The sequence below is a fragment of the Buchnera aphidicola (Aphis nasturtii) genome, from assembly GCF_005083345.1.
Classification (GTDB): Bacteria; Pseudomonadota; Gammaproteobacteria; order Enterobacterales; family Enterobacteriaceae; genus Buchnera; species Buchnera aphidicola_R.
Map to the genome: position 1 here is coordinate 324,118 of NZ_CP034888.1, position 24,885 is coordinate 349,002.

The window sequence follows — 24,885 nt, forward strand, 5'->3', positions numbered from 1 at the left end:
ATAAAAAATATTTTTAATTAATTAAAATTTTTTTATAAATATAATATTAATTTTTTATGATTTACTAACAAAATAATTTGGTGAAATTATGACTATTAAAGTAGGTATAAATGGCTTTGGTCGTATTGGACGAGTTGTATTTCGGCTAGCTCAAAAACGTAAAAATATTGAAATTGTCGCAATAAATGATTTAATTGATCCTGAATATATAGCTTATATGCTAAAATATGACTCTACACATGGTGTTTTTCAAAGTCATGTTGAAGTAAAAAATAACAATATTATTGTTAATGGAAAAAAAATTAGAACTACTTCAATAAAAGATCCTAAAAAATTAATGTGGAATAATTTATCTATTGACGTAGTAATTGAATCTACAGGTCTTTTTTTAACCAGGGAAACTGCTTATCAACATATTTTAGCTGGAGCAAAAAAAGTTGTAATAACTGGACCTTCTAAAGATGATATTCCTATGTTTGTTAAAGGAGCTAATTTTGATAAATATCAAGGCGAAAATATTGTTTCTAACGCATCTTGCACAACTAATTGTTTAGCTCCTTTAGCAAAAGTAATAGATAATAATTTTAATATCATCGAAGGTTTAATGACTACTGTGCACTCTACTACAGCTACCCAAAAAGTTGTTGACAGTCCTTCAAATAAAGATTGGAGAGGAGGTAGAGGAGCGTTTCAAAATATTATTCCTTCTTCTACTGGAGCAGCTATAGCTGTAGGAAAAGTGTTACCAAATTTAAATGGAAAACTAACAGGTATGGCATTTCGCGTTCCTACACCTAATGTATCTGTTGTGGATTTAACAGTACGTTATGAAAAATCAGCTACATATGAAGAAATATGCGCTGTAATTAAGAATGCTTCAAAAGAAGAAATGAAAGGAATATTAGGATATACAGAAGATGAAGCAGTATCATCAGACTTTAATGGAGAAGAATTAACTTCAATATTTGATGTAAAAGCAGGTTTATCATTAAATAAAAATTTTTCTAAACTAATTTCTTGGTATGACAATGAAACTGGTTATTCTAGTAAAGTTTTAGATTTAGTTACATTAGTATCTACACAATAAATAAAATATATTTATAATTTATAAGCACAGCAGTATTAAGTTTTTACTTAATACTGTGTATTAAAAAAATCATAAAATATCTAATAAATAAATTATTATTGTCTCGCTAATCTAATAAAAGAAGGTTCAAAACAAATATTACTTCTCCATGGATTAATATCAATACCCCCTCTTCGAGTGTATCTTGCATAAACACTAAGTTTTTGAGGGTTACAGATATTTTGAATATCATTAAATATTCTTTCAATGCATTCTTCATGAAATTCGTTATGGGTACGAAATGAGATTAAATATTTTAACAGCGCAGTATGACTAATTTTTTGACCACTATATGTAATATTTATTGATGCCCAATCAGGTTGATTAGTTATAGGACAATTTGATTTAAATAAATTACTGTATAAAGATTCCGTAACTAATTCTTTCTTTGTAGAAGAATTTTTAAGTAATGATTTATTATAATTATATGATTTTATTGAAATATTTTTATTATCTATACATGTTCCAAAAAATTTTGATATACCTATGTTTTCAATATCATGTAAATTAAATAATTTTACTGAAACTTTTCCTATGACACATTTATGAAAATCAGATGTAAATTTCTCTATTAAATTAACACTATTTTCAAATTTAATTTGATTAAAACTATTTATATAAATTTTTAAACTTTTAGATTCAACAATATTTTTAGTTGTGCTATCAAATTCTATTCTAGCGATAGCAATTTGTGGCATTCCATATAAATTTAACCAAGATAGCTCATATAATGTCCAAATATCTTTACCTATAAATGGAAGATTTGTATGATTTATTTTAATATTTATACGATGTTTTTTTCTTGGTATACTTTTTAATAAATGAAATTGATTTATTTTAACAATCATATTATTTCTTTTTAAATAGAGAAATGAATTAACATATTTCTTTGTTTTTTCAAAAAAATTATTTACAATAAAATTGTATAATATTTTTAATAAAATTCAAAAATAATATTTTTTATCCATTGTACAATGCGACATTTTGTTTGATCTGATTGACGATCTTCATCCAAAATTAATCCTATAAAATAATCTTTATTTAACAAAGCTTTAGAAGAATCAAAATTATATCCTTTTGTTGGCCATTGACCAATTATTTTTGCTTTATTTTTTTTAATAATTTTATATATTACACTTAACGCATCACCAAAATATTCGCCATAATCTTCTTGATCACCACATCCAAATAGTGCAACAGTTTTATTTGAAAAATTTATTTTCTTTAACGTAGGCAAAAAATCATCCCAATCACATTGAACTTCACCATAATACCAAGTGGGAATACCAAAGATTAAGTTATTAAAACTTTCTATATCTTTTTTGGAGGTATTGCTAATATCATATAAAATAGATTTGTTTTTCCCAATTTTTTGATGAATAATTTTTGCTATTTTTTCTGTATTGCCAGTATCACTTCCAAAAAAAATACCTATTTTTTCCATATTTTTTTCCTATTTATTCAAATACATCTTTTACAAGTTAAATTATATTTTGAAGATATCAACTAAAAAATTTGAAATATATGAAACTAAATGTATTTAATTTGTAAAATTTTTTATAATTTATTTTTATTTCACTTATAATAAATTCATATTTTAAAAATATTTTTTATTTTTAATTTATCATAAAACTATTATTTAAAAAATTAAATAGAATATTTTAATAAAAATATCATATGCCATTTTTTATAAATATAAAAACTTTAAAATTAAAACAATGAATAAAAATTTAATATGGTTTCGCAATGATCTTCGTATACATGATAATAAAGCTTTATATAATGCATGTTTATCTGATACAGATGAAGTTATAGGTTTGTTTATTTTTACACCGAAGCAATGGGATCAACATTTTGTTTCTATAAAAAAAATATCTTTTCTTTACCAAAATCTAATATATTTACAAAAAGAATTATTAGAATTAAACATTAATTTATATCATCATGAATCTACTAATTTTTTACATTCTACGGAATATTTATCTTATTTTTGCGAAGTAAATAAAGTTAATCGTGTATTTTACAATTATCAATACGAATTGAATGAAAAAAATAGAGATTTTTTAGTAACACAAACATTATCTAAACAAGGTATTTTTGTACAAGGTTTTCATGATAATATTTTAATTAAACCTAATACAATAAAAAATAAAAATAATCAGCCTTATAAAAAGTTTTATTTTTTCAAAAAACAAATAATAGATTGTTTATCTAAAAAAATTCCTGTATGTCTTCCTATTCCCAAAAAGAGAATTTATAATCAATACAATGTAATTCCAATTCATTTCAGTAAAAATAATAACATAAATTTTAATACAAATTTATTTCCTATTGGCGAAAAAGAAGCAATTAAAAGACTAAAACATTTCTGTAATAATAAACTGGAACATTACTTTTTTAAAAGAAACTTTCCATATTTAAATAATACTAGTATGCTTTCTCCTTATTTATCTTTAGGAGTAATATCTATTAGATTTTGCTTAAAAATATGTTTAGCAAAATATAAAAACACGCCATTAGATACAATACTCAATTCATCTTGGATAAATGAAATAATATGGCGTGAATTTTATTATCATTTATTGATTAATTTTCCTATACTCAGTAAATCTCAATCATTATTAAAATGGGAAAAAAAAATTAATTGGGAAAATAATATAAATTATTTTAATGCTTGGAAAAACGGAGAAACTGGATTTCCTATAATTGATGCTGCTATGAAACAATTAAACACAACAGGATGGATGCATAATAGATTAAGAATGATTACATCTAGTTTTTTAGTAAAAAATCTTTTAATTGATTGGAGAAAAGGTGAAAAGTACTTTATGTCTAATTTAATTGATGGCGATTATGCATTAAACAATGGAGGATGGCAATGGTCTGCTTCAATTGGTAGCGATTCAACTAATTATATACGTATTTTTAATCCATCACGTCAATCTATAATTTTTGATAAATCAGGATTATTTATAAAAAAATATTTACCTGAATTAAAAATAATACCACATAATTATATTCACAACCCACATGAATGGATAGTTCACAATAATTATAAAATAGATTATCCAGAACCAATTATTAATTATAAGTATAGTAAAAAAAAATTTTTATTGTGTTATAAACTAGCTAAGTTACTTTAAAAAAGATGAAATTATATGAAAAATTTTGTTTTGGAAAAAGTTATTAATGAAAAATTATTTAACGATTATAATAAAGATATTGTACATAATGGATTGCAAATAGAAGGAGATAAGATTATTAAAAAAATTGTTTTAGGGGTTAGTGTTTGTCAAGATTTATTAGATTCAGCTGTATACTATGAAGCTAATGCGATTATTGTTCATCATGGATTTTTTTGGAATAAAGAACTTAACTACATTCACAATATACAAAGAAATAGATTAAAAACTATATTAACTCATAATATTAACCTATATAGTTGGCATTTGCCATTAGATATTCATCCAGAGCTAGGTAACAATATACAAATTGCAAAAAAATTAAACATTATTGTTCAAGGTGAAATTTTACCTTATGTTTTATGGGGCGTTTTAGAATCTAAAATTCGTGGTTTTGATTTTGCAAAAAAAATAGAAAAAATTTTTAAAAAAACACCAATACATTTTTATCAAAATGCTCCAAATTATATTCATCGTATAGCCTGGTGTAGTGGAAAAGGACAAAATTTTATTAAAAAAGCATATAAATTTGGAATTGATGCTTTTTTAACAGGAGAAGTTTCTGAAGAAACAATATATATTGCTAAAGAACTAGGTATTCATTTTTTTGCACTTGGGCATTATTGTAGCGAAAAAGATGGAATTCAATCTTTAGGAAAATGGTTAAATGAAAAATATAATTTAGATGTTATTTTTGTTGATGTTTATAATCCTTCGTAACCACTAAAACATTATTTAAATTAAAATAAATGATTTATTAAAACTTTAGATAAAATTATGAATAAAAGTATACTAAAAAAATTTTTTGACTCGTCTTGGTTATCTTCTGATAATCGAAAATATATTGAGTTTATATATCAAGAATTTTTAAAAAACCCATCATCTGTGAATACTACATGGAAAAAAAAGTTTATAAATTTATCTATTGATACTCAAGATACTATAGAAAATTATGATCTTTTCAATATAGTTATAAATAAAAAAGAAAATTGTAAAAAATCAAACCAACAAAATAATTATCAATTAAATAAAAAAATTAATCAGATGATTAATATTTTTAAAAAAAAAGGTTATAAAAAATCTTCAATAGATCCTCTTCAATTAGAAAAACAAAAAAAATATTCATATTTAGAGCTTGAATTTTATCAATTTAATAAAGATGAATTAGAACAAACAATAGAAATTTATTTTCAAAAAAATCTCAATTATAAAATAAAAGTAATAGATTTATATAATAAATTAAATAGTAAATATTGTAGTTCTATTGGTTTTGAATATATGTATATTGACAATATATATCAAAAAGAATGGATTACAGAATATATAGAATTATATTTTAAAGAAAACTTGATCTCAAAACAAAAAAAAATACAATTTTTAAAAGAAGTAATTTATGCAGAAACTTTAGAAAAGTATTTAGGGAAAAAATTTTCCGGTACAAAACGATTTTCTTTAGAAGGAGCAGAAACACTGATTTCAGTTTTGCATGAAATAATACGTTATGCAAAAAATAATGATGTTTCAGATATTATTGTAGGAATGGCTCATAGAGGTAGATTAAACGTACTAGTAAATGTATTAAATAAAAATCCTCAAGTATTATTTGATGAATTTTCCGGTAATAATATATCTAGAGAAAAAAGTGGAGATGTAAAATATCATATGGGAGGCTTTGCAAAAATCAAAAATAAAAATAAAATAATTAATTTAAAATTAGCATATAATCCATCACATCTAGAGATAATTAACCCAGTAGTTCTTGGTTTAGCAAGAGCTTCTATAGATAAATCAAGATATTTAAATAATCAAGTTTTATCTATTAGTATTCATGGAGATGCTTCAATTGTTGGCCAAGGTGTAATACAAGAAACATTGAATATGTCTCAAACTGAAGGTTATACAGTGGGTGGTACAGTTCATATTATAATTAATAATCAAATCGGTTTTACTACTTCGAACCCTAAATATCTTCGATCTAGTAAATATTGTACTGATATTGGTAAATTAATTCAAGCGCCTATTTTTCACGTAAATTCTGATGATATAGAATCCTGTATTTTTGCTGTACAGTTAGCTTTAGATTTTAAAAAAAAATTCAATAAAGATGTTTTTATAGATTTAGTCTGTTATAGAAGACATGGCCATAATGAAGTAGATGATCCTTTTGTAACGCAACCTATTATGTATAAAAAAATTCAAAATCATCCTACTATAAGCAATATATATTCTGATTTACTCATGAATCAAAAACTAATTACAGAAAATGAGATTAATAAAATAACAGAAAAATATACTACTAAATTAGTAACAGGAAAATCAATTTTTTGTAAAAAAGAATATATAGATTTTCAATATGAAAATTTAAATTATTTTAAAACACAAAAAAATTTAAACAAATTAAATTTACAAGATATTCAAAAATTATTATATTGTATTAATACTCTTCCTCAATCTATAAAAGTACATAAACGAGTTAAAAAAATTTATCAAGATAGAATTAAAATGTCTGAAGGTAAAAAATTATTTGACTGGGGTGCAGCGGAATCTTTAGCGTATGCAACAATACTAGAAAAAGGCATTTCATGCCGCCTTTCAGGTGAAGATATTAGAAGAGGAACATTTTTTCATCGACATGCTTGTATTCATGACCAGGACAATGGATCTATTTATATACCCTTACAACATATTAAAAATCAACAAGGAAAATTTGAAATTTGGGATTCTGTTTTATCAGAAGAAGCTGTTTTAGCTTTTGAATATGGATATTCTTTATATCCTTCAAATACTTTAACTATTTGGGAAGCGCAATTTGGAGATTTTGTTAATGGAGCACAAGTAGTTATTGATCAATTTATTAGTTCTAGCGAACAAAAATGGAATAAATTATCTAATCTAGTTATGTTTTTGCCTCATGGTTACGAAGGACAAGGACCAGAACATTCATCAGCTAGAATTGAAAGATTCCTTCAACTTTGTTCACAAAATAATATGCAAATTTGTATCCCTACTTCATCTTCACAAATATTTCATTTATTAAGAAGACAAGTTTTAAATAATATCTATAAACCATTAATTATTTTTACTCCTAAATCTCTTTTAAGAAATCCAAAAGCTGCTTCTTCTTTAGAAAATTTAATAAATAATCATTTTATAAAAGTAATAGATGAATTTAATGATAATCTTCAGAAGATTAAACGTGTTATTTTTTGTTCTGGTAAAATATATTATGATCTTTTAGAATATAGAAAAAGAAATAATATTATAAGTATTGTTATAATTCGAATTGAACAATTATATCCATTTCCAATTAACGAAATATCAAATATATTGAAAAAATATTTTTATATTAAAGATTTTATTTGGTGTCAAGAAGAACCTTGTAATCAAGGGGCATGGTTTTATATAAAAAATTATTTATACGATATGTTACCATTGTCTTCTACATTAAATTATATTGGTCGTTTATCTTCTTCATCTCCCGCAGCAGGTCATATTGTTTTACATAAAAAGGAACAAGAACAATTAATATACCAAGCATTAAATTTCATACATACTTAAATAATAGGAATAAAAAATGAATAAAATTAATATTCTTGTTCCAGATCTACCAGATTCTGTAAGTGATGCAACAATAGCAAAATGGCATAAACAAGTAGGAGAACAGGTATATTGTGATGAAAATATAGTTGATATTGAAACGGATAAAATTATGTTAGAAATATCATCTCCATGCAATGGAATATTAAGTGTTATTTTAGAAAAAGAAGGTTCGATTGTTAAATCATCTCAAATAATAGGAAATATAAATAAATCAAATAATATTGAAAAAAAAAAAATAAATCCAATGATAGATGAAAAACATATTTCCATAAAAAACAATGACACTTCTGACGATAATCATCACATCCAATTCGATATAAATAAATTTTCAAATAATTGCTTGACACCTTCTGCTAGACGCTTTATCAAAAGTAATAATATTGATAAACATTCAATTATATCTAATAATCTAAATTATACGTTTAGAAAACAAGATATTGAAAAAAATATTCAAGATAACTCTAGTTCAAATGATATTTTTGACAAACCGAATAATACATATAGAGTCAAAATGACTAGATTACGTCAAAAAATATCGGAAAGACTATTACACACAAAAAATAATACAGCTATGCTTACTACTTTTAACGAAGTAAACATGCAATCAATTATTTCTTTACGAAACAAATATAATAAATTTTTCGAACAAAAATATAGTGTTCGTCTTGGATTTATGTCTTTTTTTGTAAAAGCAGTGGTAGAATCATTAAAAACTTTTCCAGAAATAAATGCTACTATTGATAAAACAGATATTGTTTTTTATAAAAATTTTGATATTAGTATTGCTGTTTCAACACCGAGAGGTTTGATAACTCCAGTATTAAGAGATGCTGATAAAATGTCAATGGCAGATGTAGAAAAAAAAATAAAAGAATTTTCTATTAAAAGTCTAGAAAATAAAATAAGCATAACAGAACTAATTGGAGGAAACTTTACGATAACTAATGGTGGTGTTTTCGGATCTTTAATTTCTACACCAATTATAAATCCACCGCAAACAGCTATATTAGGAATGCATGCTATTAAAGAACGTCCAATGGCGGTAAACGGAGAAATTAAAATTCTTCCCATGATGTATTTAGCATTATCTTATGATCATCGTTTAGTTGATGGGAAAGAATCTGTTAGTTTTTTAAATAAAATAAAAAACATATTAGAAGATTTTAATCGTATTTTAATTGATATTTAAAAAAATTAAAAAATTTAAACAATTCATTTTTATATATTAAAAGTACAGTTTTTAAAAAATAATAATCTGTACTTTTATTAACGTATATTTGAATTATTTTACTTTTAAAATATAACATTTAATATTTTAATATATTATAACAGTATATAAGAATATTTTATTTTAAAGAAATAATGACAGAGTAAAAAAAATTGATTAAAATATTTTCATAAAACATATATCTTACATATATAATATAGAGAATACAATCATGAATAAAGTAGTCTTAATTAGACATGGTGAAAGTAAATGGAACCAACTAAATAAATTCACTGGATGGCATGATGTAGAACTAAGTGAAAATGGAAAAAATGAAGCTAAAAAAACAGGTTTTCTATTAAAAAAAGAAAAATTTTTTTTTGATCACTCACACACTTCGATGTTAAAGAGAGCAATATATACTTTACAATATATTGCAAAAATATTAAACCAACCTTGGTTATCAGTACAAAAATCATGGCGTTTAAATGAAAGACATTATGGTGCTTTAGAGGGGTTTAATAAAGACGAAATAATACAAAAATATGGATATGAAAAAGTTCTCTTATGGAGACGTAGTTTCGATGTTATCCCTCCTCAAATTGATATAAAAGATAAACGATTTCCAGGAAATGATATACGTTATGCTAATATTGATACTAATCAACTTCCCATAGGAGAAAGTTTAGCAATGACTATAACAAGAGTTATTCCTTATTGGGAAAAATTTATTTACCCACAATTAAAACAAAGAAAAAAAATACTAATTGTAGCACATGGAAATTCATTACGAGCATTAATACAATATTTACATAAAATTGATAATAAAAAAATTATAGAATTAGAAATTCCAACCGCAGTTCCAATTGTTTTAGAATTCAATGAAAAATGCATTCCTACTAAATGGTATTACTTAAAATAAATTATTTTAGATACATTTTTTATTCAAAATCAATATGTATTAATATTTTTTTATCTCTAATGTAAATAAGAGAAAATGTGATTTTGATAAAATATATTTATTTTCAATTATACAATCAGAATTAGTTAAAATTTGTTCATATTTTTAGTTCTCAATTTTAATATAAAATTAATATATTATTTACAATGTAAAAAATATATTTATAGAAATATATTTTTCAAATTAAATATAGAAAATAGTTTTTTATAGTAGTTAAAACGAGATTATCATGATTAAAAGAATTGGAGTATTAACCAGTGGTGGAGATGCTCCTGGAATGAATGCGGCAATTAGGGGAGTAGTAAGAACAGCATTAAGCGAAAAATTAGAAGTATTTGGAATTTATGATGGATATTTAGGATTATATCAAAATCGAATGACTAAGTTAGATAGATATAGTGTATCCGATATGATTAATAGAGGTGGTACATTTCTCGGTTCCGCTAGATTTCCCGATTTTTATAAAAATAAAATACGAAGTGTTGCTATTAATAATCTTCAACAAAGAAAAATAGATGCACTTGTTGTTATTGGCGGAGATGGATCATACATAGGTGCTAAAAAATTAACCAAAATGGGCATGCCATGTATCAGCATTCCTGGAACTATAGACAATGATGTAGCAGGAACTGATTATACTATTGGTTACTTCACTGCTTTAGAAACAGTTGTTGAAGCTATTGATAGATTAAGAGATACTTCTTCTTCTCATCAACGTATTTCTATTGTAGAAGTGATGGGCAGGTGTTGTGGTGATTTAACTTTAGCTGCTGCAATTGCAGGTGGATGTGAGTTTATTGTGCTTCCAGAAATTAAATATACTAAAGAAGAATTAGTTTTAGAAATAAAAGCAGGTATTGAAAAAGGTAAAAAACATGCAATAGTTGCAATTACAGAATATATATGTGACGTAGAAGAACTAGCTAAGTATATTGAAAATGAAACTAATCGAGAAACACGAGCTACTATATTAGGTCATATCCAGAGAGGAGGAGCTCCAGTAGTATATGATCGTATACTAGCTTCTAGAATGGGCGCTTATTCTGTAGAATTATTAATTCAAGGTTATAAAGGTAAATGTGTAGGTGTGCAAAATGAAAAAATGGTTTTTAATGATATAACAAATGCGCTTAAAAATATGAAACGTTCTTTTAAAAAAGATTGGTTAATTACTGCTAAAAAACTTTATTAATATAAAATTAGTGCCGGTTTTTCCGGCGCTCTTAATTTAAATTATAAAATTTTAATTAAAAAATAATTTTATAATAAAATTATATAGGTATTTAAAAATGAATATATGTATTAGAAAAAACATATTTCAACAATGCATTTTTGAATTTTTAGGAACAGGTTTAATAATGTTTTTTGGAGTAGGATGTTTAGCGGCGTCAAAATTAACAAATATTTATTTTAACAGATACGAAATCAGTCTTATTTGGGGTTGTGCAGTATCTTTATCAATTTATTTAAGCATTTCAATATCTGGCGCTCATTTAAATCCAGCTATTACTATTTTGTTTTGGTTATTCTATAAATTTAATAAAAATAAAGTATTTCCATATATTATTTCTCAAATTTCTGGTGCTTTTTTTTTTACAATGTTAATATATTACATGTATTACAACATCTTAATATCATTTGAAAACAAATATCATATTGTTCGAGGAACTAAAGAAAGTCTTCAATTAGCTTCGATTTTTTGTGTTTATCCTCGAAAAAATTATATTGTTATACATGAATTTATAATAAATATAATTATTTCGATAATTTTTGTTATTTTACTTATGAGGATTAACGATAAAAAAAAAATATTTTTATTAAATCAGAATTTAATCCGTGTTTGATAGGAATATTAGTTACAATTATTAATATTTTTTTAGGGTCTAAAAATAATATTATTTTAAATCCAGCGCATGATATAGGTCCTAGAATATTTTTAAGTTTAATCGGATGGGGTAAAATAGCTTTTACTGGTGAAAGTAATAGTTATTTTCCATATTTTTTAATACCAATAATTACACCAATATTAGGTATAAATTTAGGTGGATGGATATATAAAAAATTTATGAGTAATTAATTTGTTCACATGAAATTTCATGTGATATTTTAATAATTTTTAAAAATTCTTCATAGATTAAAGAAGCGCTACCAATTAAAAGACCATCAATATTAGGTTGTTTAAGAAAACTTTTAGCATTTTTAGAATTCACAGAACCACCATATTGAACAATTATTTTTTCTAGATTATTTGCACTTTGTTTATTAACATAATCTTTGATAAATTTATGTATTGATTCTACGTATATAGGATCTGCTGATAAACCTGTTCCGATAGCCCAAATAGGTTCATATGCAATTATTGTATTTAAAAATGCTTTTTTACCTAAATATTCGAAGATAGAATTTAACTGATTTTTTATAATTTCTTTAGTTTGATTTTGTCTTTTTTCGCTTTCACTTTCTCCAATACATAAAATAGGGATTAAATTTAAGCTTTTAATTAAACCAAACTTTTTTGCAATTAATTTATTGCTCTCATGATGGAATAAACGTCTTTCAGAATGCCCAACAATTACATATTGAACGCCAACATCTTGAAGCATTAATATAGATGTTTCTCCTGTAAAAGCTCCTTTTTTATTTATGCCTACATCTTGGGATCCAAGGAAAATATTTATATTTTTTATATTTTGATAAACTCTTTCAAGATATATCGTTGGAGGCGTAATTATAACAGTATTATATTTTAAATAAAGTGATATATTTAATTTTAAATTTTTTAAAAAAATAGTAATATTTTTAATATCACCATTTAATTTCCAATTTGCTACAATAAATTTTTTTTGCATGTTAGTATTCTTTAATAATATTTAAGTAATTTTTATATAAAATATAGTAAATTATAGAAACTAAGTTTTTTATAAAAATCTATTTACTTAGTTTCTAAAATAGGATGTTAAAATATGTTATTTATATATATTAGCTCGATCTCGTAATTGTTTACCTGGTTTAAAGTAAGGTACGTATTTTTCACTTAATTTAACTATTTCTCCAGTTTTAGGATTTCGACCTATACGAGAATTTTTGTAATGTAAAGAAAAGCTTCCAAATCCTCGAATTTCAATTCGTTTTCCATTAGCTAATGCAAGAGACATATGTGCCAAAAGTTCTTTTATAGCAAGCTCTATTGTTTTTTTTTCAATATGAATTTTTTTTTAGCAATTATTTTGAGTAATTCTGACTTTATCATACATCCTCTATTTTAAAAATGCATTTACTTTGGATTGTTTTAATTGTACATATAAAAAATATATTTTTATTTTTAAGTAATTATTCAGTATTTTGAGCTGCTTTAAAAGCTTCTGTCATTACATTAGAGAATCTTTCGTCTTTTTGTTTATGATTCAATTTATTTTTTATATCTTTTTTATCATTGTTATCTACAATATGAATATTTAAACTAATACTTCTGTTTTTGCGATCAAAATTAGATATCTTTACTGAAATATTATCATTAATTTTAAATATTTTTATAAAGTCTTCATATTGGATAGAAGAATCAGAAAATTTGACAGTTCCATCTACACCTTCTGATAATTGTACAATAACTTGTTTATTATCAAAAGATTTAATTTTACCATGAATGATGCTGCCTTTTTTATAGTTTGTAATATATGTATTAAAAGGATCTTCTTCTAATTGTTTTATACCCAATGAGATACGTTCTCTTTCTGCATCTACTTGTAATACTACTGCTGAAATTTCATCACCTTTTTTATAATTTTGAACTGCTTCTTCTCCAGAAAATTTCCAAGAAATATCAGATAAATGCACTAATCCATCAATACCTCCTTTTAAACCGATAAAAATACCAAAATCTGTAATAGATTTAATTTTACCAGCTACATGTACTCCTTTTTTATGGTTTTCAGAAAACTCTTGCCACGGATTAATTTTACATTGTTTTAATCCAAGTGAAATACGACGACGATCTTCATCAATATCCAAAACGATAACATCTACTACATCATTCACAGCAACTACTTTTGAAGGATGAATATTTTTATTAGTCCAGTCCATTTCTGATACATGAACTAATCCTTCTACACCTTCTTCAATTTCAACAAAACAACCATAATCTGTAAGATTAGTAACACGACCACTTAATTTAATTCCTTCAGGATAACGTTTTGAAATAGCTACCCATGGATCTTCTCCTAATTGTTTTAATCCAAGAGATACACGTGTTTTTTCTTTATCAAATTTTAGAATTTTAACATTAATTTCATCACCAACATTTACTATTTCACTGGGATGTTTAACTCTTTTCCACGCCATATCTGTAATATGTAATAATCCGTCTACACCTCCTAAATCTACAAATGCTCCATAATCTGTAAGATTTTTTACAATTCCCTTAATCTTCATGCCTTCTTGTAAGTTTGCAAGTAATTGATTTCTTTCGGCACTGTTTTCCGATTCAATAACAGCTCTACGTGAAACAACTACGTTATTTCTTTTTTGATCTAATTTTATTACTTTAAATTCTAATTCTTTACCTTCAAGATGAATAGTTTCTCTAATAGGTCTAATATCAACTAAAGAACCAGGTAAAAATGCACGTATATCGTTTAATTCAACAGTAAATCCGCCTTTAACTTTCCCGTTAATTACCCCAGTTACTGTTTTTGATGTTTCATGTGCTTGTTCTAAAACTAACCATGCTTCATGTCTTTTTGCTTTTTCACGAGATAAAAGTGTTTCTCCGAATCCATCTTCGATAGCATCTAACGCAACATCAACATAATCTCCAACTTTTACATCAATTAAACCTTGAGGATTTTTAAACTGTTCTAATGGAATTGAAGATTCAGATTTAAGACCAGCATCAACTAAAATTATATCTTTTTCTATAGAAACAATAATCCCTCTAATAATAGAACCAGGGCGTGTTTTAATTTCTTTTAGTGATTCTTCAAATAATTGAGCGAAAGATTCATTCATATTAATAATATTAACAAATTTTTATTAATGTTCATTTTAACTTCATGCCAAAATGAGCTTGTTTTATATATCTTATAACAATCCTTATTATAGGAGTTTATTTTTTAGATTTTAATTTTTATATCATGTAATAATTGTTTTTTAATTTCTGTCATAGAGTATTCAATTACTTCAGAAAGTGTCATATTAGTAGAATCTAATATTATAGCATCTTTCGATGGGTATAAAGGAGAAATTAATCGATTTTGATCACGTTCATCACGAATTTTTAGTTCTTTAAATAATTCTTTATAATTAGTAGATAATCCTATTGTTTTAAATTGTTTAATTCTTCTATAAACGCGCGTTTTTAAGTTAGCTTTTAAAAAAAATTTAATAATAGCATCGGGAAATACTATTGTACCCATATCTCTTCCCTCTGCTATCAAACCAGGTAATTTACGAAAATATCTTTGCTTATAAAGTAAAATTTTTCGAATTTCAGAAAAAGTAGCTAACTTAGAAGCTGTTTCTCCAACTATTTGCAACTGAAGTATTTGAGAAGCATTATGTTTTTTTAATAAAGAAAAATCTAAATTTTTTAAAAAAAAAATTATATTTTTTTCAATAATAGGAACATTCTTGTGTAATATGAACACTGCTAATAGTCTATATATCATACCGGATTCTAGAACATGCCAGTTTAATTTATTTGCTATTATATTACACAAAGTACTTTTTCCAGCGCCACTTGGCCCATCAATTGTAATTACAGGAATTTTATTATTCATATTTTTATATATAAAACATTTCAATAAAAAACATTACTTCTAAGCGTTTTATTTTAAAACTTTATTATATTAGCTTTTACAAATAGTTGAAAAATCTTGAAAATATTTTGGATACGTTTTTATAACACAACTAGGATTAATTATTTTAACACCTACCTTAGACAAACATAACAACGAAAAACACATTGCCATACGATGATCATTATATGTATTAATTTCAGCTAATTTAAAACAATTTGGAGGAGTAATAGATAAAAAATCTCTTCCTTCTTTAACAATTGCACCAACTTTTTTCAATTCATTTGTCATGGCAGATAATCGATCTGTTTCTTTGACTCTCCAATTATATATATTTCTAATAATAGTAGTGCCTTTAGAAAATAAAGCTACTATGGCAATAGTCATAGCTGCATCAGGAATGTGGTTCATATCTAAATCTATTGCGTTTAATTTATTTCGAGTAGATATAATAAAAGAATCACTCCAAGTAATAATTGCTCCCATTTTTTCAAGAACATCAGCAAATTTTATATCACCTTGAATGCTTTGTTTTCCAATTCCAAGAATTTTAACCGATCCCCCTTTGATTGCAGAAGCTGCCAGAAAATATGAAGCTGAAGAAGCATCTCCTTCAATTGTATAATTTCCTGGTGTTTTATATCGTTGATTACCTGTAATATAAAAAGCGGAATAAGAATCATGCTGAATATGTATACCAAATAATTTTATTAAGTTTATTGTAATATCTATATATGGTTTGGAAACTAAATTTCCTTTTATAAATATAGTTGTATTTTTTAATGCTAACGGAGCTATAATTAATAATGATGTTAAAAATTGACTAGAAATACTTCCATCTAAAGTAATCGTGCCGCCTTTAAAACCGCCTTTTGTAGAGATTGGAGGATATCCTAAATTATTTTGGTATTCAATAACAGCACCACCTTGCTGTAAAGCATTAACAAGGTGTTTAATAGGTCTTTCATTCATTCTATTATTTCCAGTTAATAAAACATTATTTTTATACAAAGAAAAAACAGAAAGAAGTGGTCTAATAGCTGTACCTGCATTTCCTAAAAATAACGAAATAGGATGCGATACTTTAAATTGTTTGTTATTGCCTTCGATATGACAAGTTGTGTTATTGTCTGATAAGGAATAACAAATTCCAATTTTTTTTAGAGCATCTAACATGTATTGAGTATCTTCACTATCTAGTAAATTATGAAGAGTAGTAACACCACTAGATAACGCTGCTAATAATAGCGCTCTATTTGAAATACTTTTTGATCCAGGAATATAAACAACACCATTTATATAAGACACTGGATTTAATTTTAAAATTTTTTGCATAATACATCAACACTCTTTATTTTAGAAATAAATAATATTCTTATCCGTATTTCTGTTCAAAAAACAACATAAATTTTACTAATTTTTTTACACCCTCAAGAGGCATAGCATTGTAAATTGAAGCACGTATTCCACCAACTACCAAATGTCCCTTTAAAGCATATAAGCCATTTTTTTTTGATTCTTCTAAAAATATTTTATCTAATTCTGGATTAAATAAATGAAAAACAACATTCATCTGAGATCTATTTTTTTTATTTATATTGTTAATATAAAAATCACTATTATCTATAACTTGGTATAATAAATCTGATTTTTCTTTATTTAATTGTGCAATTTTTTTTATCCCACCTTGTTTTTTAAGCCATTTAAAAACCAACCCTGATAAATACCAAGCAAAAGTAGGTGGTGTATTAAACATGGAATTATATTTATAAATGATGTTATAATTAAAAACAGATGGGCATAGTTTAGAAGCATATCCTATTAAATCTTTTCTAATAATAATAATTGTAATTCCTGAAGGGCCAATATTTTTTTGAGCACTAGCATAAATAAGTCCATATTGTTCAATATCAATTGGTCGAGACAAAATAAATGATGAAAAATCTCCGATCACTATTTTTTTATGAAAGCTAGGTTCTTCATATAACGACAATCCATCTATCGTTTCGTTAGGACAATAATGAATATACGCAGAAATATCACTAATATTCCATTGCGAAGGTTTTAAAAGATAAGTTTGATTATTTTTTATTTTTCTAATTAATATACTCTTAGAAGTACAATATTTTTTTGATTCTAAAAATGCAGAATTAGACCAATAACCACTGTTAATATAATCAGCTCCTGAAAAATTTCTTATTAAATTCATAGGAATAGCTGAAAATTGACCTCTAGCTCCACCTTGACATAATAATATTGTATAATTATCAGATATATTTAATAAATCTCTTAAATCTTTTTCTGCTTCTTTAATAACTTCATAAAACTCTTGAGTACGATGACTAATTTCCATAATGGAACATCCTAAATTATTCCAATTTTTTAATTCTTTTTGAGCTTTACAAAGAACATCTTGAGGAATCATGGCTGGTCCGGCACTAAAATTGTAAATTACATTCATTGTTTCACCAATAATTATCATTAAATATAATTAATTTATAAATTTCATGTTTTTCATATATTTAGTTCGTAATATTTTTGGAATTTTTACTCGACCATCTTCTTGTTGGTAATTTTCTAATATTGCTGCTAATGTTCTTCCTATAGCTAAACCAGACCCATTTAATGTATGAACAAAATTATTATTTTTTTCTAGCTTGTTTCGATATCTCGTTTGCATCCGACGCGCTTGAAAATCACCCATATTAGAACAAGAAGAAATTTCTATATATCTATTTTCCGAAGGAAACCATACTTCTAAATCATATGTTTTAGTTGCAGCAAAACTCATTTCTCCACCGCATAATAAAACTTTTCTATATGGTAATTCTAAAAGTTGTAAAATTTTCTCTGCATGATTAGTTAAAATTTCTAATGTTTGCATAGATAATTCTGGTTTAACAATTTGTACAAGTTCTACTTTATCAAATTGATGTAAGCGAATTAAACCTTTGCTATTACGCCCATAAGAAGAAGATTCTGATCTAAAACAAGGTGTACAAGCAGTTAACATAATAGGTAAATTTTTTTCATCTAATATTTCATTTCTAAATAAATTAGTTAAAGGAACTTCTGCGGTAGGTATTAATACGTACTTTTTTTTATCTATACTACTAATATGAAATAAATCATCACTAAATTTAGGTAATTGTCCTGTACCATATAAAGCATTATGATTTACTAAACAAGGAACATATGTTTCTATATAGCCATGTTGAGTAGTATGAAAATCTAGCATAAATTGACTTAATGCTCTGTATAAAAGTGCAATATTTCCCTGCATAACAACAAATCTTGAGCCTGATATTTTAACTGAAGATTTCCAATCTATTTGATTAATTTTTTCTCCTATTTTTACATGATCTTGAACAATAAAATTATACTGTTTTTTCTCACCCCAATATTTGATTGCTTTATTATGATCTGATTTAGTTCCTTCCGGAACATCTTCAGATGGTATGTTAGGTATAGAAATAGAAAAATTATAAATTTTTTCTTTTAAAATACTCAATTTATCTTTTAATATATTTAAATTTTTAATAGATGTAGAAATCTTATTTTTTAAAGTTTCATTGCTTTCTTTTAAAATTTTTGATTTTTTGAACAAATCTGATAATAATTTATGTTGATATTGTAAATTCTCAGTTTGAACTTGTAATATTTTTCTTTCCTTTTCCATTTTAGATACTAGTGAAATATCTAGTTGAAAACCTTTTTTTAATAATTTTTTTGCAACTACAGATAATTCTTTGCGTAATAAATAAGGATTTAACATGGTTTTATATCTTTTTTAAAATGATAAAATTTTTTTAACTTTTTAACTAATAGATTATATTTTATAATTAACGATTTAATTATATTAATCAAATAAATATTTAAAATTTTTTTCTTTAAAATTTTTTATAAAAAATCATAATAATATTAAAATGAAATGATAAAATTTTTTATGAATTTTATATAATAATCATAAAAATAATTATATTAATAAATTTAATATTTTTAATTTTTATTAAAAAACAGGAATAATATGCAAACTAAAAAACATACTAAAGTAATTATTTTAGGATCAGGTCCAGCTGGATATACTTCAGCTATATATGCAGCACGAGCAAATTTACATCCTATACTAATTACTGGAGATAATAAAGGCGGTCAATTAATGAACACCAATGAGATTGAAAATTGGCCTGGAGATAAAAATAAAATTACTGGCTCAGAATTAATGAATCGTATGTATGAACATGCAATGAAATATCAAACAGAAATTATATACGATAAAATTGTTTCAGTAACATTTGATAAAAAACCATTTTTTTTATTAGGTGAACAAAATAAATATACAGCTGATTCGGTAATTATTGCTACTGGTTCAAACCCTCGTTATTTAGGATTAAATTCAGAAGATAAATTTAAAGGAAGAGGCGTTTCTACTTGCGCTATATGTGATGGATTTTTTTATAAAGATAAAGAAATAGCAGTAGTAGGAGGAGGAAACACAGCTATAGAAGAAACACTATATTTATCAAATTTTGCAAAAACAATACATTTAATACATCGAAGAAATAATTTTAAAGCAGAAAAAATACTAATAAATCGATTGCTAGAATTAGTAAAAAATAAAAAAGTTGTACTTTATTTAAATTATACTATAAAAGAAATATTAGGAAACAGTTTAGGTGTAACACATGTAATAATAAATAATATTAACCCGATAAAAGCTATTCAAAAAAAAATAATTGTATCTGGATTATTTGTTGCAATAGGACATATTCCAAATACAGATATTTTTATAAATCAATTAGAAATAGAAAATGGATATATTAAAATTAAAAGAGAAAAACATGGAAACTACACACAAACAAGCATTCCAGGTATTTTTGCAGCAGGTGATGTTGCGGATCATGTATATAAACAGGCTATCACATCTTCTGCTACTGGGTGTATGGCAGCAATAGATAGTGAACGTTACTTAAATTCTTGTAATCAAATATGAGATCTTTTTATCTTTGGAAAAACATACTAGTCAAAATGACTAGTATCAGTTATAATTAAAATATAAAATTTTTTTATAATTTGTCATTTTAGAGAAAAAAAATGCCTAAAGAAGATAATATTGAAATGCAAGGAATAGTTATAGATACACTACCAAATACAATGTTTCGTGTAGAATTAGAAAATAAACATGTTATTACTGCTCATATATCAGGAAAAATGCGAAAAAATTATATTAGAATATTAACGGGTGATAAAGTCACTGTGGAATTAACACCATATGATTTAACAAAAGGTAGAATTATTTTTAGAAGTCGTTAATTATAAACTTTTAATAATCATTTAATAAATCTCACAAAACTAAGTTGTAAATACATACTATATATATGATAATAATTAATTAAAAATTTTTAATTACATTTTTCATCGTTTCTTCTAAAAACTAATTTCATAAAAAATCAAAAATAAAAACTATATTTTAATAAAATATTATTAAAAAATAAATTTTGACAGAGAATTTATGCGTACTAAATATTGTGGAAATATTAAAATAATTGATTTACATAAATCCGTAATTATATCCGGTTGGGTAAACAAAATAAGAAATTTTGGTCAATTTATTTTTGTAGACATGAGAGATTGTACAGGTATTATTCAAGTTATTTTTGAATTAAATAATCAATTTGTCTTTAAAAAAGCATTAAGTTTGAAAAATGAATCATGCATTCAAATTAAAGGAATTGTAAAAGAAAGAAACGTTAAAAATAAAAATCCCAAATTAAATACCGGAGAAATAGAAATATTAGCTCAAGAAATAAATATTTTTAATATTTCGGATCCTATTCCATTAGATTATTTAAATAATAATAGTGATGATTTAAGATTAAAATATCGTTATTTAGACCTTCGAAAATTTACTTTAATTGAGAATTTAAAAATTAGAAACAAAGTTACTTATTTAATAAGAAATTTCATGACAAAAAGACATTTCTTAGATATTGAAACACCAGTTTTAACCAAATCTACTCCTGAAGGCGCTAGAGATTATCTAGTTCCTAGTCGAAACTATCCAGGAAAATTTTATGCTTTACCACAATCACCGCAATTATTTAAACAATTATTAATGATTTCTGGAATTGATAAGTATTATCAAATAGTTAAATGTTTTCGTGATGAAGATCTAAGATCTGATCGACAACCTGAATTTACACAAATTGATATTGAAGCTTCATTTATGAATAGTAAAAAAATTCGTAATATTATAGAGCAATTAATAAAAAAAATTTGGTTAAAAATATTAAAATATAATTTAAATAAATTTCCTACAATATCTTTTAATGAAGCAATAAAGCGCTATGGATCAGATAAACCCGATTTACGTAACCCCATAGAAATAATTGATATATTGAATATTTTGAATAAAAAAAAATATTTTGATTTTTTTAAAATTAATTCATCAAAAAAAAATAGAATCGCTTTATTATGCTTTCCTGAAGGTGAAAAAATAAGTCGGAAAAAAATTGAAAAATATTGCAATTATGTCAACCAATTTGGTGCAAAAAATTTATTTTATATAAAAATTAAAAAATATGAAATGGGATTAGAAGGTATTCAAAGCTCGATAAAAAGCATTTTAAATGAAATAATTTTAAATAAAATTGTGAAAAAAACAGGAGCTAAAAATGGAGATATTTTATTCATCGTAGCTGATATAGAAGAAGTTGTAAATAAATCTCTCGGTATGTTACGTATAAAACTAGGAAATGATTTTCAAATCTGTAAAAAAAATGTTTGGAAGCCATTATGGGTAATACATTTTCCTATGTTTAAAAAAGATAACTTTGGAAACTTTTCCTCTGTTCACCATCCTTTTACTGCATTTAAAAAAAATCACGAAAATAAAATTTTTAATGATTTAGAACATGCTATGTCAGATAGTTATGATTTAGTAATTAATGGGTATGAAATTGGTGGTGGTTCAGTTAGAATTCATAATGCTAAAACACAAAAAAACATTTTTAATGTTATTGGATTAAATAAAAAAGATCAAGAAGAAAAATTTGGGTTCTTAATAGAAGCATTAAAATATGGAGCTCCACCTCATGCAGGAATAGCTTTAGGATTAGACAGAATAGTCATGCTATTAAGACAAACAAATAATATTCGAGATGTTATTGCTTTTCCTAAAACAACATCTGCTTCATGTCTTATGACTAAAGCTCCGAGTCGAATAGAAAATAAAGATTTAAATGATTTAGGTATAAAGATCTCTCAAGAATAAAAATATTATAATTTTTTATAAAAAAAATTTTTTATAGTGCTTGATAAATAAAGAAAAGAAGAAAATAACACAATAGATGGACTTGTCGGAATATTAAAAAATATAGATAAAACTATTCCTCCTGTAATAGAAATAATACTAACTATAATTCCAATAATCACCATTTTTTCTGGAGAATTAGAAAAATATTGCGCAGTAGCAGGGGGGATAACTAATAAAGAAGTTATTAATAAAGCTCCTACGAATTTAATTGCAATAGAAATAGTTAAAGCAGTCGTTAACATTAAAGTTAAACGTATATAAAAAAGATTAATACCATCAATTTGAGCCAATTCGGGATTAATTGTTACTAATAAAATTGAATTCCAACGAATAATTAAAACAATTAAAACTGTTAAACTTCCTAAAAAAATAACAAATAAGTCAGATATTTGCATGGACAATAAATCACCAAACAAATAATTATTAAAATTTATTTGTTTTGAATTAGAAACAAAACTAATCAATACCATACCTAAAGATAGTGAACTATGTGATATTATCGTTAATATAGTTTCTAACGAAATTGGTAATATTTTTTCTAAAAAAGCTAAAAAAATAGCAAGTAAACTCACAAAACCTAGAATAATATAAAATGAATTCGTTTGTAATATTATAGACATCGCTAATCCAAGTAAAGATGAATGCGATAATGTGTCACCAAAAGATGACATACGACGCCAAACTATAAAAGAACCTAAAGGCCCTGTGGCAAAAGAAAGAAATACTCCAGACAACCATCCAGGGAAAATTAATGCAAACATAATGTAAAATACTCTAAAATTTTATTTAATAACTTTAATATTGATGAATATGATCATGATTATGATGATAAATTGCTATTTCTTGAATTCGTTCTAAACCAAATATTGAAATAAATTCTAAATTTTTGAATACTGTTTTAGGACTACCAGAACAACAAATATGTTTGTTTAAACAAATGACATGATCAGTTCGGGCCATAACAAAATTTAAATCATGAGACACTATTAAGATAGTACAATTTAATTCATCGCGTATAGAATGAATTAAATTATATAAATCTAGTTGACCCATTACATCTACTCCTTGTATTGGTTCGTCTAAAACAAGTAAATTAGGATTATTTAATAAAGCTCTAGCTAATAAAACACGCTGCATTTCTCCACCAGATAATGTTTGCAATGAAAGCTGTCTAAGTGATTCTGCTTTTACGCGTTTTAATATTTTTAAAATATTTGTGGTTTTTTTTCGACAAGACAACTTCATAAATCGTTCAACTGTAATAGGCAATAAATTATTAAGATATAATTTTTGAGGTACATAACCAATAGAGATATATGGAGAACGTAAGACTATTCCTGAATTAGGTTTTATTAATCCTAAAATAACACGTATTAAAGTAGACTTACCAGCTCCATTAGGACCAATTAATGTAATTATACGGTTGGCATTTAAAGATAATGATATATTATGAAGAATAGGTCGATCAGAAAAATTAACATATATATTTTTTAAAACGATAAATTCTAACATAATAAAATAAGCTTTTATATTATATTGTAATTTTTTATATTATAAAATATTTTTTTATAAATGAACATAATTTTTATTTTAAAAATAAAAAATTAAAAAATTCGTAATGTATATTTATAATTATAAACTTATACTTCAATATGATTTAAAGATATAATAATTTTAATCAAAAAATCATAAATAATTTATC

Annotated in this window: 20 protein-coding genes and 2 pseudogenes; 11 read left to right on the forward strand and 11 right to left on the reverse strand. The window is 24.6% G+C overall.

Translation table 11 applies throughout. From position 1 onward, the window contains the following. Window positions 1-88 precede the first annotated feature (88 nt). Window positions 89-1,087, forward strand: a complete 999-nt coding sequence (gene gap / locus D9V63_RS01510) for a type I glyceraldehyde-3-phosphate dehydrogenase (RefSeq protein ID WP_158368749.1) — start codon at window positions 89-91, stop codon at window positions 1,085-1,087. A gap of 95 nt (window positions 1,088-1,182) precedes the next feature. Here the strand turns inward: gap and queF are convergent, their stop codons facing one another. Both queF and fldA read right to left on the reverse strand, forming a co-directional pair. Next, complete coding sequence (gene queF, locus D9V63_RS01515; protein ID WP_158368751.1) at window positions 1,183-1,974, reverse strand: NADPH-dependent 7-cyano-7-deazaguanine reductase QueF; 792 nt, start codon at window positions 1,972-1,974, stop codon at window positions 1,183-1,185. 86 nt (window positions 1,975-2,060) lie between these two features. Beyond that, complete coding sequence (fldA, locus tag D9V63_RS01520) at window positions 2,061-2,570, reverse strand: flavodoxin FldA (RefSeq protein ID WP_158368753.1); 510 nt, start codon at window positions 2,568-2,570, stop codon at window positions 2,061-2,063. A gap of 274 nt (window positions 2,571-2,844) precedes the next feature. On the opposite strand from fldA, the gene phrB reads away from it, so the two are divergent. The 7 genes and pseudogenes from phrB (at window position 2,845) to D9V63_RS01555 (ending at window position 12,153) form a co-directional block, all read left to right on the forward strand. Next, on the forward strand, window positions 2,845-4,269 hold the full coding sequence (gene phrB, locus D9V63_RS01525; protein ID WP_158368755.1) for a deoxyribodipyrimidine photo-lyase: 1,425 nt from the start codon (window positions 2,845-2,847) through the stop codon (window positions 4,267-4,269). 15 nt (window positions 4,270-4,284) lie between these two features. Next, window positions 4,285-5,028, forward strand: a complete 744-nt coding sequence (locus D9V63_RS01530; RefSeq protein WP_158368757.1) for a Nif3-like dinuclear metal center hexameric protein — start codon at window positions 4,285-4,287, stop codon at window positions 5,026-5,028. Between the two features lie 57 nt (window positions 5,029-5,085). Continuing rightward, a complete protein-coding gene (locus D9V63_RS01535) occupies window positions 5,086-7,866 on the forward strand; it encodes a 2-oxoglutarate dehydrogenase E1 component (RefSeq protein ID WP_158368759.1) in 2,781 nt (926 codons plus the stop codon). A gap of 16 nt (window positions 7,867-7,882) precedes the next feature. After that, entirely contained in the window at window positions 7,883-9,097 is a 1,215-nt protein-coding gene (gene sucB, locus D9V63_RS01540; protein ID WP_158368761.1) for a dihydrolipoyllysine-residue succinyltransferase, read from the forward strand. Between the two features lie 250 nt (window positions 9,098-9,347). Next, complete coding sequence (gene gpmA / locus D9V63_RS01545; protein ID WP_158368763.1) at window positions 9,348-10,037, forward strand: 2,3-diphosphoglycerate-dependent phosphoglycerate mutase; 690 nt, start codon at window positions 9,348-9,350, stop codon at window positions 10,035-10,037. A gap of 268 nt (window positions 10,038-10,305) precedes the next feature. Next, a complete protein-coding gene (gene pfkA / locus D9V63_RS01550) occupies window positions 10,306-11,268 on the forward strand; it encodes a 6-phosphofructokinase (RefSeq protein WP_158368765.1) in 963 nt (320 codons plus the stop codon). 97 nt (window positions 11,269-11,365) lie between these two features. After that, window positions 11,366-12,153: pseudogene (locus tag D9V63_RS01555) on the forward strand (MIP/aquaporin family protein). Here the strand turns inward: D9V63_RS01555 and tpiA are convergent. The 7 genes and pseudogenes from tpiA to serS form a co-directional block, all read right to left on the reverse strand. Beyond that, on the reverse strand, window positions 12,140-12,925 hold the full coding sequence (tpiA, locus tag D9V63_RS01560; RefSeq protein WP_158368767.1) for a triose-phosphate isomerase: 786 nt from the start codon (window positions 12,923-12,925) through the stop codon (window positions 12,140-12,142). The pseudogene D9V63_RS01555 and the gene tpiA sit on opposite strands and share 14 nt — an antisense overlap. A 117-nt stretch (window positions 12,926-13,042) precedes the next feature. Beyond that, window positions 13,043-13,326: pseudogene (ihfB, locus tag D9V63_RS01565) on the reverse strand (integration host factor subunit beta). An 80-nt stretch (window positions 13,327-13,406) separates the two neighbouring features. Continuing rightward, a complete protein-coding gene (gene rpsA / locus D9V63_RS01570; RefSeq protein ID WP_158368769.1) occupies window positions 13,407-15,080 on the reverse strand; it encodes a 30S ribosomal protein S1 in 1,674 nt (557 codons plus the stop codon). Between the two features lie 104 nt (window positions 15,081-15,184). Next, on the reverse strand, window positions 15,185-15,850 hold the full coding sequence (gene cmk, locus D9V63_RS01575) for a (d)CMP kinase (RefSeq protein ID WP_158368771.1): 666 nt from the start codon (window positions 15,848-15,850) through the stop codon (window positions 15,185-15,187). Between the two features lie 69 nt (window positions 15,851-15,919). Further along, window positions 15,920-17,203, reverse strand: a complete 1,284-nt coding sequence (gene aroA / locus D9V63_RS01580) for a 3-phosphoshikimate 1-carboxyvinyltransferase (RefSeq protein WP_158368773.1) — start codon at window positions 17,201-17,203, stop codon at window positions 15,920-15,922. A 40-nt stretch (window positions 17,204-17,243) separates the two neighbouring features. Continuing rightward, entirely contained in the window at window positions 17,244-18,329 is a 1,086-nt protein-coding gene (serC, locus tag D9V63_RS01585) for a 3-phosphoserine/phosphohydroxythreonine transaminase (protein WP_158368775.1), read from the reverse strand. Between the two features lie 30 nt (window positions 18,330-18,359). After that, complete coding sequence (gene serS, locus D9V63_RS01590; protein ID WP_158368777.1) at window positions 18,360-19,643, reverse strand: serine--tRNA ligase; 1,284 nt, start codon at window positions 19,641-19,643, stop codon at window positions 18,360-18,362. Window positions 19,644-19,895: 252 nt separating this feature from the next. Here serS and trxB point away from each other — a divergent pair, with 252 nt between their 5' ends. The 3 genes from trxB (at window position 19,896) to aspS (ending at window position 23,141) form a co-directional block, all read left to right on the forward strand. Continuing rightward, window positions 19,896-20,861, forward strand: coding sequence for a thioredoxin-disulfide reductase (trxB, locus tag D9V63_RS01595; RefSeq protein ID WP_158368779.1), 966 nt, complete (start codon window positions 19,896-19,898; stop codon window positions 20,859-20,861). 101 nt (window positions 20,862-20,962) lie between these two features. Continuing rightward, entirely contained in the window at window positions 20,963-21,181 is a 219-nt protein-coding gene (gene infA, locus D9V63_RS01600; RefSeq protein WP_158368781.1) for a translation initiation factor IF-1, read from the forward strand. Between the two features lie 199 nt (window positions 21,182-21,380). Further along, entirely contained in the window at window positions 21,381-23,141 is a 1,761-nt protein-coding gene (gene aspS, locus D9V63_RS01605; RefSeq protein WP_158368782.1) for an aspartate--tRNA ligase, read from the forward strand. Window positions 23,142-23,146: 5 nt separating this feature from the next. Here aspS and znuB read toward each other — a convergent pair whose 3' ends face one another. Together znuB and znuC are read right to left on the reverse strand one after the other, a co-directional pair. Beyond that, window positions 23,147-23,944 (reverse strand): zinc ABC transporter permease subunit ZnuB, encoded by a 798-nt coding sequence (gene znuB / locus D9V63_RS01610; protein ID WP_158368784.1) that lies wholly within the window; start codon window positions 23,942-23,944, stop codon window positions 23,147-23,149. Window positions 23,945-23,978: 34 nt separating this feature from the next. After that, window positions 23,979-24,695, reverse strand: coding sequence for a zinc ABC transporter ATP-binding protein ZnuC (gene znuC / locus D9V63_RS01615; protein ID WP_158368786.1), 717 nt, complete (start codon window positions 24,693-24,695; stop codon window positions 23,979-23,981). Between the last annotated feature and the right edge of the window lie 190 nt (window positions 24,696-24,885).